General features: G+C 42.6%; 12 protein-coding genes. 6 read left to right on the top strand and 6 right to left on the bottom strand.

Annotated features, from left to right (window positions below; translation table 11 throughout):
* Nucleotides 1-125 precede the first annotated feature (125 nt).
* From ACTJJQ_RS13255 to ACTJJQ_RS13240, 4 genes are all read right to left on the bottom strand, one after another.
* Nucleotides 126-296: a hypothetical protein gene (locus ACTJJQ_RS13255; protein ID WP_017360401.1), complete on the bottom strand. Its 171-nt coding sequence runs from the start codon at nt 294-296 to the stop codon at nt 126-128.
* Nucleotides 293-880 (bottom strand): DUF1700 domain-containing protein, encoded by a 588-nt coding sequence (locus tag ACTJJQ_RS13250; RefSeq protein WP_041091193.1) that lies wholly within the window; start codon nt 878-880, stop codon nt 293-295. Before ACTJJQ_RS13250 ends, ACTJJQ_RS13255 begins: the two co-directional genes overlap by 4 nt.
* Nucleotides 873-1190 carry a PadR family transcriptional regulator gene (locus ACTJJQ_RS13245; RefSeq protein WP_440600272.1) on the bottom strand — a complete coding sequence of 106 codons (318 nt, stop codon included), beginning with the start codon at nt 1188-1190 and terminating at the stop codon, nt 873-875. The genes ACTJJQ_RS13250 and ACTJJQ_RS13245 overlap by 8 nt, the downstream gene beginning before the upstream one ends.
* A 690-nt stretch (nt 1191-1880) precedes the next feature.
* Nucleotides 1881-2711, bottom strand: coding sequence for a YitT family protein (locus ACTJJQ_RS13240; protein ID WP_025206673.1), 831 nt, complete (start codon nt 2709-2711; stop codon nt 1881-1883).
* 336 nt (nt 2712-3047) lie between these two features.
* Between ACTJJQ_RS13240 and mmuM the strand changes: the two genes are divergently transcribed.
* Complete coding sequence (gene mmuM, locus ACTJJQ_RS13235) at nt 3048-3986, top strand: homocysteine S-methyltransferase (protein ID WP_025206672.1); 939 nt, start codon at nt 3048-3050, stop codon at nt 3984-3986.
* Nucleotides 3987-4032: 46 nt separating this feature from the next.
* Nucleotides 4033-5436 carry an S-methylmethionine permease gene (mmuP, locus tag ACTJJQ_RS13230; protein WP_008342173.1) on the top strand — a complete coding sequence of 468 codons (1404 nt, stop codon included), beginning with the start codon at nt 4033-4035 and terminating at the stop codon, nt 5434-5436.
* A 100-nt stretch (nt 5437-5536) separates the two neighbouring features.
* Here the strand turns inward: mmuP and ACTJJQ_RS13225 are convergent, their stop codons facing one another.
* Together ACTJJQ_RS13225 and ACTJJQ_RS13220 are read right to left on the bottom strand one after the other, a co-directional pair.
* Nucleotides 5537-6019, bottom strand: a complete 483-nt coding sequence (locus tag ACTJJQ_RS13225) for a hypothetical protein (RefSeq protein ID WP_007498435.1) — start codon at nt 6017-6019, stop codon at nt 5537-5539.
* 108 nt (nt 6020-6127) lie between these two features.
* Nucleotides 6128-8794: a S8 family serine peptidase gene (locus tag ACTJJQ_RS13220; RefSeq protein ID WP_440600271.1), complete on the bottom strand. Its 2667-nt coding sequence runs from the start codon at nt 8792-8794 to the stop codon at nt 6128-6130.
* Nucleotides 8795-9036: 242 nt separating this feature from the next.
* Here ACTJJQ_RS13220 and ACTJJQ_RS13215 point away from each other — a divergent pair, with 242 nt between their 5' ends.
* The 4 genes from ACTJJQ_RS13215 to mngB are packed head-to-tail and all read left to right on the top strand — an operon-like array spanning nt 9037 to nt 13668.
* Nucleotides 9037-9495 (top strand): PTS sugar transporter subunit IIA, encoded by a 459-nt coding sequence (locus ACTJJQ_RS13215; RefSeq protein ID WP_008342176.1) that lies wholly within the window; start codon nt 9037-9039, stop codon nt 9493-9495.
* Nucleotides 9492-9821, top strand: a complete 330-nt coding sequence (locus ACTJJQ_RS13210) for a PTS fructose transporter subunit IIB (protein WP_007498438.1) — start codon at nt 9492-9494, stop codon at nt 9819-9821. Before ACTJJQ_RS13215 ends, ACTJJQ_RS13210 begins: the two co-directional genes overlap by 4 nt.
* 36 nt (nt 9822-9857) lie before the next feature.
* Nucleotides 9858-10976 (top strand): PTS fructose transporter subunit IIC, encoded by a 1119-nt coding sequence (locus ACTJJQ_RS13205; protein WP_017358746.1) that lies wholly within the window; start codon nt 9858-9860, stop codon nt 10974-10976.
* 28 nt (nt 10977-11004) lie between these two features.
* Complete coding sequence (mngB, locus tag ACTJJQ_RS13200; protein WP_440600270.1) at nt 11005-13668, top strand: mannosylglycerate hydrolase; 2664 nt, start codon at nt 11005-11007, stop codon at nt 13666-13668.
* Nucleotides 13669-13724 lie beyond the last annotated feature (56 nt).

Here is a 13724-nt window from a genome sequence, read left to right as displayed (position 1 = left end):
GCAGTCTAGGAAGGACGAGCATCGGCGCGGAGCGAATTTGACATTCGTGAGCACCGAAGCGCAGGACTGACACCGAATTTGAGGGTTTGTCTACACGCTGAGACCCGCATAAGCGGGTCTTTCATTTATGGCTTGCTCCAATTGATCGTGCGGAACACATTGTACTGGTCATTATTTTGATATGCATCTAGGTCAAAGCCTGAAAGTCCAAAACCAATTGCCATGACAATTCCTCCGGCAACGGTGAAGATGATCCCCCATTTGATGCATTGCTTTTTTAAATCATTCACGTTCATACTCTCACGACCTTCTTTTTAAACATTCCCATGAATGCCTTAGTGGTTTGAACAGTCACTTGCACAAATAGCTTTGTTAAATACGCCGTGGCTATGCCGCTTAATAATCCGACACCTAATAGAAGAATCCCAACTCCGATCTGCGTCACCACCACATGCAAACCATCCTGAAAAATAAATGGAGAACCAATGATACTCCAAAAACCACCGAGCAAACCAACTAGCGTCATTGTACCTGTCACGAGTGGAACACACCAAATCACCATATACACAGAAAGAATCAGCAGGAATACTGTTGCGAGAATGCTGCCCCATAACGGAAAGCCTAAAATGAGGATGGAGAGCCTTGTGGCTTTTTCTCCAAACGTCGGCACCTGAATGGTTTTGATTCCTTGTTCCTTCAAAATTCCTTCAGCGATGATGGCAGGCTGACCGACTTGATGAACTGCTTCCTGTTCACTGTAGCCATCTTCCTGATAATCCTCGATCATTTCATCGTAATACTCGATGAACCGATCACTTTCTTTTTCGCCTAGACGATGCAGGTGCTTCTCTAAGCTAGCTAAAAATTCTTTTTTATTCATTGCCCTGTCCTCCAGAAATAAAGTCGTAAATCGCCATCACTTGATCCCATTCCGCTAAAAACTGTGCCATATGCTCACGGCCACTTGTTGTCATCCGGTAGTATTTTCTTAATCGACTGTTATGTTCCTGTGAATAGGTCTCCACATAATTGTTTTGCTCTAACCGCTTTAATATCGGATATAATGTCGATTCTGAAATCTCAATACAATGGGACATATCTTTAATCATTTGATAACCATAGGAATCGCCTTTCTTTAATACCGCCAGTACACAGAATTCAAGTAAACCTTTTTTTAATTGTGCATTCATGATTACAACTCCTAACCATTTATACTATACAATACATAGTATGATGTTACAAGAGGTATTTTTTGCAACTTTTCACTCTCAACGTCCCTATAAATTTTCATTCAGGAAGTTTCTCTTTCTTCAAGGCTTCACCTGATCAAGATAAATCTAGCGTGTGTCTATTGTAGACAACAAACATACACAGGAACGAATATCATAGGAAACAACTCATTTAATCTCTTTATTTTAAAGGGATAAGCTGAATTGTATGGAATTAAGAAGTTCATTCACAATGGCTTATCCTTATGAACTTCATACTAAGTTTTACGAACACTCAACTCGAATTAAAGTGATGAGAACGGCTGAAAGTGGCTAGTTCTTTTCAACCCAACCAATACCGAATAATGGTAGACCTTAAAAAACGAGGAGCTGATGACCTTGAAAAAAATGTGGAGTAATTATCTCACTTTAGTCATTACACTAACTTTGTGTTATATCGTGTATTTGTTCATCTTCAAACAACCTTTTACCATTACACCCATCATCCTGTTTGTGGTGGGAGCCGCCATTTCTGAGTGTATACGTTTTTTCTTTCTGAAAAGTAATGAGAAGAAAGATGATACCTTGAAAAAATAGTCCCTTAAACATAAGATCACTCAACATATGAAAAGACACCCCCACTTTATAGTGGAGGTGTCTTTTTTTTACTTTTTATATATTCACAAATCCTTCTCCAAACACATCACGCACATCATGGACAACAACGAATGCGTCTCGATCAATTTTCTTAATGATTTTCTTTAAACGCATCAGCTCCTGTTTTTGAATGACTGCATAGAGAATTTCCTTCGATTCCTTCGAATAATGACCGCGACCGTTTAAAATGGTCACGCCCCGATCCAAGGTATGATTGATTTCTTCGGCAATATCATCTTTGCATGAAGAAATAATCGTCACTGCTTTTTTCGTGTTAAGCCCTTCTATGACGAAATCCATCACCTTAGTCGCCACATACAGCATCACAATCGTAAACATTAATTTTTCCGCACCAATAATAAAGTAAGAAGCAAAAACAACGATCAGATCAAAGAACAAGATGGCGTAGCTCACGTTCCAGTCTAGATACTTATTCGCAATTCGCCCAAGAATGGCAGATCCCGCTGTTGTACCGCCCGCTCTTAAAACAAGACCAATGCCAATACCAATGATGATCCCTGCGAAAATAGAACCAATGATCAATTCATGGACATTCACCACCCATGTAGTGGTCAAATGTAAAAATAGAGAGTTACTTGCGACAGCTACCACTGTGTAGATCGTGGTCTTCTTGTCCAAGTATTTATACCCCACAAGTAATAAAATCGCATTCAACACAAGGTTTGTCAGCCACGGCGCAATCTCAAACATATAGTAGAAAATGATGGACAGCCCCGTTACGCCGCCTTCACCAAACTCAAGTGGAATGACAAACATGTTCACAGCTGCAGCAAATAAAAAAGAACCAACTAGAATCATTGCAATATCTTTTACACATTTTTTCAATTTCTTCTTTCCTCCTTTTTTAAGCATATAAAAAACCCTCTTTCTGCACGAAAGAAGACAGTCGTTGGACAAAATAAAAATCAAAAGACGGCGCCTTTTGATGAAGCTTTCTGAAATGAACCTTTCCATAATATATATCTCTTTTTAGAGGCTGTCAATGACTTGGTTTTCTATTATTTCAACTGTATGTTTATGCACTCAAACCCGCATGTTTTCAAGGTTTTTCCGTCGTATGATGCTTATTCCTCTCCTTGACAAAAACACTTTAGTCATTTAAACTACTGCCTCATATCATATCCATTATTTCCGATCGACAAAGGAGGCTGTTTGATTTATATGAATCCTATTCAAAGCCGTTTACAGGCTCACACACCTTTGATTTTAGATGGTGCACTTGCAACGGAGCTTGAACGAAAGGGCTGTGATTTAAACGACAGTTTATGGTCAGCCAAAATCCTCATTGAACAGCCAGAATTGATTCAGCAAGTACACTTGGACTACTTCCAAGCAGGTGCTGACTGTGCAACAACAGCCAGCTACCAAACGACGATTGATGGCTTTGCTGAAAAAGGCTATACAAAAGAAGAAGCCATCGAATTAATGAAACGATCTGTCACGTTAGCAAAAGAAGCGTGCGAGCAGTTTTGGCAGGATGAGACACAACGTAAAGAGCGGGCAAAACCATTTGTCGCTGGATCTGTGGGGCCCTTCGGCGCTTATTTGTCTGATGGTTCAGAATATAAGGGAAATTACGGACTCACAGAACAGGCGCTCATTGATTTTCACAGACCAAGAATTCAAGCATTGGTAGAGGCTGGTGCAGATATTCTCGCTTGTGAAACCATCCCTTGTCTCATTGAAGCAATCGCCATCGCTAAACTGCTGGAGGATGAGTTCAGCGGTGTATATGCGTGGATTACATTTAGTGCAAAGGATGGTCGGCACATTAGTGAAGGAGATTTACTTAGAGACTGTGTACAAGCACTCGAGCCATATGAGCAGATCGCTGCTGTTGGCGTAAACTGTACACCACCGCAATATATGTCTTCTCTCATTCAGGAGATGAAAAAAGGGACGAGCAAACCGATTGTCGTGTATCCGAACTCAGGGGAATTATATGATCCTGAAGAAAAGGTTTGGAGCGGAGATACGTCTCACCATACATTTGGTGAATGTGCGCAGCAATGGTATAAAGACGGCGCACAAATCATCGGCGGCTGCTGCCGGACGACACCAGAGGATATTACCGATATCTTAAAACAAGCAACATCGTAGCATCATGACTCAACACACATACTTCTAAGCAAAAGGGCGGGAAGACATGGAACAAGCAAAAGATCAGTCACAACAATATCAACGAAAAATGACAAGCCGTCACCTGTTCATGCTTTCTTTAGGTGGCGTGATTGGCACAGGACTCTTTTTAAGTTCAGGATATACGATCAATCAGGCCGGACCTGCGGGAACGATTTTGGCTTATCTGGTTGGGGCATTAATTGTGTACCTCGTGATGCTCTGTTTAGGTGAACTGTCAGTCGCAATGCCGGTTACAGGCGCTTTTCACACATATGCAACAAAATACATTGGGCCCGGCACTGGCTATACAGTGGCTTGGCTTTATTGGCTGACATGGACCGTGGCACTTGGTTCAGAATTTACAGCGGCAGGTCTTTTAATGCAGCGCTGGTTCCCGGACACATCGGTTTGGATGTGGAGCGGTGTTTTTGCACTTCTCATCTTTTTACTCAATGCTTTTACAGTTAAGTTTTTTGCAGAATCGGAATTTTGGTTTTCTAGCATTAAAGTCATGGCTATTATTCTCTTTATTATCCTTGGTGGAGCCGCGATGTTTGGATTGATTCCACTAAAAGGCGGTGAGGCCGCTCCGTTCTTCTCTAACTTCACTGGAGATGGGGGTCTCTTCCCAAACGGCTTTTTACCGATTTTAATGACCATGTTGGCTGTTAATTTTGCTTTTTCGGGTACTGAGCTGATTGGGATTGCTGCGGGCGAAAGTGTCAATCCAGATGAGACCATTCCCCGGGCGATTCGCACGACTGTGCTACGTCTTGTCCTGTTTTTTGTCGGAACGATCGTGGTCTTAGCCGGCTTAATTCCAGTAGAAGAAGCCGGGGTGATCAAAAGTCCTTTCGTTGTGGTATTTGACCGCATCGGTATTCCTTATGCGGCAGATTTCATGAATTTTGTCATTCTGACAGCGATTTTATCTGCTGCAAACTCAGGGCTATACGCCTCATCTCGCATGCTATGGTCCCTTTCTGAAGAACGAACATTACCTAAAAAGCTGGCAAAATTGACGTCAAAGGGAATTCCTTTGAATGCACTCATTTTGAGTATGATTGGGGGCATTCTCTCTTTGCTATCGAGTGTCATCGCACCTGAAACGGTGTATCTGGTTCTTGTTTCAATCTCTGGACTCGCCGTTGTTGTTGTATGGATGGGAATTGCAGCTTCACAGTTCATGTTTCGCAAAAAATTCTTACAGGATGGCGGACAACTTCATGATTTATCTTTCCGAACCCCGCTCTATCCGGTGGTTCCGATTGCTGCCTTTCTCCTATGCCTTGCATCTGTGATCGGCATTGCTTTTGATCCAAATCAGCGTATTGCTCTTATCTGCGGTATCCCTTTTATCGCACTCTGCTATGCTGCCTATTACGTGACAACATGGATTCAGAAAAAACGAGAAAACCCTGGTGTATAGCACCAGGGTTTTTGTTTGTTCCAAAAAAGGATGTCACTAACTGACATCCTTTTTTCTATGAAAACGACAGAGCTTGCGCCAAGTCGCCTCTTCTAGCAGATTAGTAACGTGATGTATATGCCAAATGGTACACACTTGTCACATTTGAAGATAGCGTGATGTCGTTTGAAGTGAAAGTCACTGGAACGATATCGTAGTAATGTGTAGACCAGCCTGCATTATTGTATGTACGGTAGCCTGCACCTGCAGGAACTTGAATCGTTAGTGAAAATTGTCCATTCTCGTCTGTTGTACCTGTCGCTGTTTGAGCATATGATTTGATTGCTGCTTCAAAATAAAGCTGAATTGGCTGATTCGCCATGAGTTGACCACTTGTGTCCTTTAATGTTCCTTTAAAAGTAGCTGGATAATATGAACCTACACGATATTTACTGCCAGAACCGTAATTGACCATACCACCGTCTGCTGCTGTGACGCCTGTTACTTGTACGGATGCTGGTACTGCTCCTGTTTCCTCTGCATGTGCAAAGCTTGGGAAGACGAGAAGCAATGATAGAAAGAAAGCAAACATGATTTTTTTCATCGATAAATCCTCCTTTTTTTTCCTACTATATTACTATCGACAGTTATTGTCATTTTTCCAGTAAAAAACAAAAAACTTCCCTTTTTATTCAAAAGGGAAGCTACAAGACTATTTTTTCACAACAACTTTCACTGCTTTACTTTCTCTTTTTCTCACATCTGAAGCCGTCACATACAAGACAGTTTTGGCTTTTTGCGGCTTGATTTTAGCCGTAAATGCGCCTTTGCTATTGGTTTTGACCGTTTGAATGACTTTCTTTGATTTGTTCTTCACCTTGATCGTCAAGCCTGCACCCGCAGTTCCTTTGACCGTTTTACTTTTCACTGTTACTCGATTCACCTTTGGCTTAGCTGGCGCTTTGCCCTTTTTCACGACCGTTTTAAGAGAAGTTGCAGCCTTCCCTTTTGATATCTTGATGTGAAGCACTTTATTTTTGTTTTGATGCTTGATCTTCACACTAAAGGTTCCCTTTTTGCTTGCCGTGCCTTTTCCAAGCAGGGTTTTGCCTCTATACACAGAAATGGCAGCGCCGGCTTTCGCCTTTCCTGTCACCTTTTGATGCTGATCTTCTACTTTGTTAACTGATGCGTTTAATTCAACAGCACTTAACGCGGCAAAAGCATTGAGTCTGCCATGTCCTGTCATCCAATCGATACCCGGAATTTTCGGATCGACAACAGGCTCGTCATTTTCATCATAGAAAACGTCATCTGTTCCATCAACAGCTTTAAATGAAATATCATCCGCTGTATTTTGTAAAATATTTCTCACTTGATTTGGTTTCAGGGTTGGATTTTTAGAAAGCAGTAATCCTGCTGCTGCTGCAACATACGGTGTAGCCATTGATGTCCCGCTTAGGTATGAAACATTCCCATCAGGCATTAAGCTTGGAATATCAGACCCTGGTGCAGACACGCTTAATCCTTTCCCATAGCTTGAGAATTCAGCGGCAATATCCATGCGATTGCTTGCACCAACTGCCATGGCGTACTTGGAAGTCGCAGGATAACCCATTTCTGGAATGCCATCGTTTCCGCTCGCCACTACCACTAATACATTTTTTTGTGCAGCATAGTTCATCGCATATTCAATGACCTTGCTGTAGTAGCCGCCAAGGCTCATGTTGATGACCTTTGCACCTTTGTCCACTGCATGTTTAATGCCAAGAGCAATATGCTCTGTATCTCCATTTCCATACGCATCCAGTACTTTGACCGGGATGATACCTGTATGTTGATTCAGCCCTGCCATGGAGTAATGATTATCGGCTTTTGCTGCAATGATACCTGCCACATGGGTACCATGGCCATTGTCATCAATTGCATCTTTATTACGGCCAATGAGATTGGCACCTAAGTCTGTGCGAACCGTCCCGCTTAAATCGGACAAACGGCTGTCGACACCTGTATCCACAACAGCGATTAACGTTTGCTTCATTTTGCTTGTGCCAATCAATGTATTCATTTGTTCAAACTTCACATCAGCGCCTTTTTTCCCACTGTTCTGCGCACTGTTTTTCAGCGGCCACTGATAACCATACTGCGCGTCATTGCTGAGCGCACGATACGTTTGTACAGGCTCTGCAAATTCAACATTCGGCATACTAGAAAGCTTTCTCGCCGTGCTTTTGATCACAGCTTTGCCTGCTTTAAGCGTTTTGCCAGCCGATTCTTGCCCTGCCGGTACATCATAAACATACATTCCTTTAAATAAAGGATTTACTGATTGAGATGTCACACGGTTTTCTTGAATTCCGTAGCTTTTCATTTTCTTTTTTGCGGATTGAAGCGTTTGTCCATCCTTTAATTTAAAGATGATTTTGTTTGTGTTGACCTTTTCTTCTGGAACAAGCTTTTGTTTCTCTAATACATAACCGATCGATTTTCCTTCAAGCTGATCGATTCCTACTTTTTGCCCCACTGCTTCTAATTCCTTTTTTAAATAGGCTGGACTTGCCTCTTTGAGCATATCAAAAAGGGAACGGATCGCCTGTTGCTCTTTCTCTGTGACGATATGACCGCTGAATGCACCATTTTTCTCTACGTCATTTAGCAATGATTTTAATGTCAGCAAATGATTGTACACCATTTGCTGCTTTTTTTGATTGTTGATGAGTTTAGATTTGAGAAACGGCTTTGTTTTTTGTAGCAGACGTGTAAGCTTCTGACCATCGGCTGTTTCATTGAATCGTTTGTCTTCGATCGTACGAATGGATTGAAGAATTTCACGTCCATGCTTTTTCTCAATAATGATGATCGTTGGTTCTTCTTCTTCAGGGAAAATCGGTTCAGATGGCGGAAGATTCGCACCTTTATACCCGATTGTATATGCTGCATCCTCTTCCTCATCACGGCTGTCTTCCTCTGAACCTAAATACAGCACTTTGACATAGTAAGGACCTGACCATGCATGCGGGAAGTTGATTTCTGTCTCTCCACTTGCTGTGTCCACACGATATCTCGAATAAGTGTCATCCTTTATCGCTCTATCCTTACTTGGGTAGACCGATACAGATAACACTTGTTTGCTTTTGACAGAAATTTGCATATGTGTATGTTTTGCCACATCATCTGCAGATGGCGTGATTTGGTACCATGACTCTTCTTTTTCATTCTGTAATGTACCTGAGATGACTTCACCATCTTTCAACCCAATGGCTTCATTGACACTTGTGCCTTTACTAACTGCTGATGCTCCGTACCCAGGTAATGCAGCCATACATAGAATGATGGCCATGAGTACAACCACACAGGATTTGACCTGCTTTTTAAACATGAAAAGACCCCCTTATCTTTTACAATACCTTGGAAGAATATCACAGAATCCCTTTTAGTAGAATCTATTTTTGACATAATTAAACTCGTTTTAAGCTAGGATTTGAGATATTCAGATGGCTAGTCTAATCGCTTCATAAACTTTTTGCCATTTCAAACGGAAAATGATGCTATTTAACCATATCGAAAAGTACATTACAATCAAATTGTAAGCGCTTAACAAACAAGAGAGAAGGGATCAGCTTGTTCCAAAAAGATCATGTTTTTACACAAGTAAACGGTCGATCAAAGAATGAGATTTTACAATACATTTCAGAGAAAGCTGAAGACCTTCACATTACAGATGATCAGTCAGGGTTATTAACAGATTTGTTGAAACGCGAAGACGAAGTCTCAACAGGACTTCAGCAAGGTTTTGCGATTCCTCATACAAAAAGCTCTGCTGTTCAAACGGCTTCACTTCTCTTTTTAGAACTTGAACAACCCATTGATTGGGGAAGCTTCGACGATTTGCCAACAAGCTATTTATTTACACTGCTCGTTCCACTAGAAGAGGCCAATGTCACACACCTCAAATTACTGTCTGGCATTGCCACAAGTTTAATGGAGCCTGCTTTCATCGAAAAGATTCAACCCGGTCAAACAGCAGACTATTATTACGAAGTCATTGAACAACAATTGAAAGAGGGGATTACACAATGAAAATTGTCGGTGTCACTTCATGCCCAGCAGGGTTAGCTCATACACCAATGGCAGCAAAAGCATTAGAGAATGCGGGTAAACAGCTTGGACACGAGATTAAAATCGAGCAACAAGGAATTATGGGACAGGTGAATGGCATTACAGCAGAGGAAGCCAAGCAGGCAGACCTTTGCATTATCGCCTCCAATCAGCATATTAACGACGCTGAACGCTTCTCAGGTATTCCTACTGTTCGTGTCGAAATCGGACGCGCCCTAAAAAATGCCGAGCAAATCATCACAAAAGCCGTTGCGCTGGTTGAAAAGAAAAAATCTGAATCCCAATAAACAAGAGCAATGCCATATAGAAAGGAGCAAAGCAGAATGAAAGCAAAATTAAAAGTCATTGAAGGCCACCTCATGACCGGTATTTCTTATATTCTTCCGGTGATCATCGGAGCTTCACTTATCGTTGGTTTAGCCAAACTAGTCGGGTTAGGTTTTGGTGTGTCAGATTTAAACGCCTATAAAGATGCAGGCGGCATTTTACATGGTGCCTATTTGATGGAACAGGTTGGCTGGACAGGCATTGGCTTAATGAACGTACTGCTCGCTGGCTTTATTGCCTATTCGATTGCGGATAAATCTGGTCTTGCGGCCGGCTTTATCGGCGGAGCTCTTGCCAGCTCAACAAATGCTGGTTTTATCGGCGCCGTCATTGCAGGTTTCTTTGCCGGATATGTCGCTCTCTTTGTGAAAAGAAAAATTCAAATTCAAGGCTCCGCAGCTGGACTCGTCCCTCTGCTCATCTTACCGCTCATTACTGTTGGCTTAACCGGACTTCTCATGTCCGTTCTGCTAGGCGGTCCATTAGGGGCTTTGAACACCGCATTAATTGAATGGATCAAAGGCATGGTGGCAGATGGAACAAGTACACTCGCACTTGCTCTCATTTTAGGCGCAATGATTGGCTTCGATCTTGGCGGCCCAGTGAATAAATCAGCTTGGATGGCTGGTAACGCGCTCTTCCTATCAGGTGTCTATCTTCCTGCCATTCTCGTCAATATCGCGATTGTCATTCCTCCGCTTGGATACGGGCTTGCGACATTGATTCGAAAACGCAACTTCTCTCCTACGTTTAGAGAAGCCGGACGAGGCGGTCTTGTGATGGGGATTATCGGGATTACAGAAGGAGCCATTCCCTTTACACTCGTCAATCCTTTGAAATTGATTCCGCTGAATGTCGTCGCTTGTGCTGCTGGAAGCGGGGTTGCTGCCTTATTAGGTGTCCATGACATCATGCCGCCAATTGGCGGACTCTACGGATTCTTCTCAGTAGGAAACTGGTGGGCATATTTAATCGGCGCGCTAACTGGCGCACTTGTTATTGGAATTGGTGCCAACCTACTTGTGAACTTCTCTGAGAAAAAAGAACCCCAAAAGCCAGAACATGATCAGAAGCAGAAAGAAGAAGATGATTTTGACCTTGTGCTAGAAGGATAATTTGAACAAAGAAAGGTGTCGTTACACAATGACTGTCAATGTACATGTGATTCCACATACTCACTGGGACCGGGAATGGTATTTTACCACCTCCCGCTCCCGTATCTACTTAATGAAAAGCGTAATGGACATATTGGACACCCTCGAAACAGATGAACGGTTCCATTACTTCATGCTCGATGCACAAGCATCCTTGCTAGATGATTACTTGAAATGGCGCCCAGAGGATGAGGATCGAATCAAACAGCTCGTCACAGCAAAACGCCTCATCATCGGTCCATGGTATACACAAACGGATCAGCTCGTGATTTCTGGGGAATCGATTGTACGGAACCTGCAATATGGGATTGAGCGCTGTCAGCAGTTTGGACATGTCATGAAGGTCGGTTATGTCCCTGATTCCTTCGGTCAATCTGCACAAATGCCTCAAATTTATCAAGGCTTTGGTATTGTCGACACAGCCTTTTGGCGCGGCGTTTCTGATCATATGACGAATCACACAGAATTTAATTGGCGCGGGGCTGATGGCAGTGAAGTGTTTGCAGTGAATCTGCCATTTGGCTACTACTACGGAGGAAATATTCCTGAAAAGGATGAAGACCTGCAAGCCTTTCTTTCTGAAAAAATCGGGGCGCTGCAAGCAAAAGCCACGACAAAGAATGTCTATTTCCCAAATGGCTTTGACCAAGCGCCTATTCGTAAAAACCTGCCTGACTTATTAGAAAAAGCCAATGAAATAGATGAGCATAACTATCAAATCAGCAGTTTAGAAGACTACATTGCAGCAGTGAAAAAAGAGCGGACTTCTTTTGAGACATTAGAAGGAGAGCTCATTCATGCCAAGCATATGCGGATTCATAAGTCTATTTTTTCAACAAGAGCAGATTTGAAAATCTTAAACAATCAAATTGAAAACTATCTTGTCAATGTGATGGAGCCGATCCTTACAATCAGCTATTCACTCGGACATGACTATCCGCATGACACGGTGCGTGATATTTGGTACCTCATGTTTGAAAATGCAGCGCATGATAGCATTGGCGGCTGTAATAGTGATACGACGAATCAAGATGTCTTCTTCCGCTATAAACAGGCAAAGGAAATCGCCGAGAATCTTGTGGACTTACACATGCGTCTCATCGCCATCCGGCTGCAAACGGAGCAAGAAATCACGTTCACTTTATTTAATACACTGCCTTCAAAGCGCTCTGAAGTCATTGAAGTCGAAACCTTTATCACAGAACGTCCATTTACACTAAAAGACGCTAATGGACGAACTCTTCACTACACAGTCAAAAGCAAAACCGATGTGACAGATTATGTCTTAGCACAGCAGATTTCACTTAACCCAAGCAAAGAGGTGTACATGCCAAAGCAAGTCTGGAAAGCTGTTTTACTCATTGAAGCAGTCGACTTGCCATCCGTTGGTTATACACAAGTCAGCATGGTTTTCGATGAATCTAGTGAATCCATTTTGGAAAAAACAGAAGGCCGTGTCATTGAAAATACGTTTTACCGCATTACAGCAAATGACAATGGGTCATTAGAAATTACGGATAAACAGACTGGACGAACGTTCTCTGAGCAAATGATCTTTGAAGACAACGGAGATGATGGGGATTCTTATAACTATTCACCACCGCGTGAGGATCTTTATGTATCATCTAAAGATATCTCATCAGCAGACATTACCGTATCGAAAAGCAGTTTACAGGAAGAGCTCACCATCAAGCTTCAATTGACTGTCCCATATGATTTAGAGGAACGTTCGGAGCAAAAGGTGACGACTTCCCTCCCGATCACAGCGAAGGTGGCTTTAAATAAAGATGAAGCGGTCATCCGTTTTCATGTGAATGTGGACAACCATGCGCTAGACCACCGTCTACGGGTACTCTTTGATACAGGTATTGCATCAAACGTATCACTCAGCGATCAACAGTTTGGCACCATCGAACGTCCAACGGAGCTGACGCAAGAACTAGAATGGTGGAACAATGAGCATTGGGAAGAAAAACCGATTACCATTGAACCGATGCAATCATTTGTTGCACTTCGCGATGAAGCATATGGTATCTCTCTTTTGACGGACTGCGTCAGAGAATACCAAATCACAGGCGCGGGCTACACAACCATTGCTTACACACTCTTCCGCTGTTTCGGAAAAATGGGGAAAGAAAACCTTCTTTACCGTCCCGGCCGGGCTTCTGGAGAAAAAATCGTGGAAACACCTGATGCCCAGCTTCAAGGATCGCTATCATTCTCCTTTGGCATGCACTATAGCCAAGAAGCGGTAAGTGAAGAACACTTGGCTCAGCTTGCTAAACGTTACACCACCCCGGTTCAGTGCTACGAGCGGGCAGACTTTTTAAACGGTCGTTTAATTTTCTCTTTCCGAGATGAAAAAGAAGACTTACAATCTACTTATAGCCTGCTTGACATTGAGACAGACGGGGCCGTTCTAAGCGCTTTGAAAAAGGAAGAGCATGGAACAGGCATTGTCATTCGTCTCTTCAATCCATATTTAACACGTCAAACAGCCGCTTCAATCAATAGTTCATCTCTACAACATGGAGAAACAGCGAATTTAGGCGAAACACCTGAAGGACATATACTGAAAGCACAACATGGATCATTACACATTGAACCGCTCACACCTTGTCAGGTACAAACCTACATTGTAAAGAAAAAATGAACATGTAGGGGCGGGATCCATTTGGATTCCGCCCCTCTTTAATGGAGGGCATTGAT

Source organism: Bacillus sp. 22483, from assembly GCF_052044605.1.
Classification (GTDB): domain Bacteria; phylum Bacillota; class Bacilli; order Bacillales; family Bacillaceae; genus Bacillus; species Bacillus altitudinis.
The sequence above is the reverse complement of the archived record's forward strand: the minus strand, read 5'-3'. Positions and strand labels throughout refer to the sequence as shown.

Coding starts and splice junctions, on each gene's coding strand:
- ACTJJQ_RS13250 (WP_041091193.1), bottom strand. CDS start 880: ATGAATAAAAAAGAATTTTTAGCTAGCTTAGAGAAGCACCTGCATCGT.
- mmuP (WP_008342173.1), top strand. CDS start 4,033: ATGGAACAAGCAAAAGATCAGTCACAACAATATCAACGAAAAATGACA.
- ACTJJQ_RS13210 (WP_007498438.1), top strand. CDS start 9,492: ATGAAAATTGTCGGTGTCACTTCATGCCCAGCAGGGTTAGCTCATACA.
- ACTJJQ_RS13245 (WP_440600272.1), bottom strand. CDS start 1,190: ATGAATGCACAATTAAAAAAAGGTTTACTTGAATTCTGTGTACTGGCG.
- ACTJJQ_RS13205 (WP_017358746.1), top strand. CDS start 9,858: ATGAAAGCAAAATTAAAAGTCATTGAAGGCCACCTCATGACCGGTATT.
- mmuM (WP_025206672.1), top strand. CDS start 3,048: ATGAATCCTATTCAAAGCCGTTTACAGGCTCACACACCTTTGATTTTA.
- ACTJJQ_RS13225 (WP_007498435.1), bottom strand. CDS start 6,019: ATGAAAAAAATCATGTTTGCTTTCTTTCTATCATTGCTTCTCGTCTTC.
- ACTJJQ_RS13255 (WP_017360401.1), bottom strand. CDS start 296: ATGAACGTGAATGATTTAAAAAAGCAATGCATCAAATGGGGGATCATC.
- mngB (WP_440600270.1), top strand. CDS start 11,005: ATGACTGTCAATGTACATGTGATTCCACATACTCACTGGGACCGGGAA.
- ACTJJQ_RS13220 (WP_440600271.1), bottom strand. CDS start 8,794: ATGTTTAAAAAGCAGGTCAAATCCTGTGTGGTTGTACTCATGGCCATC.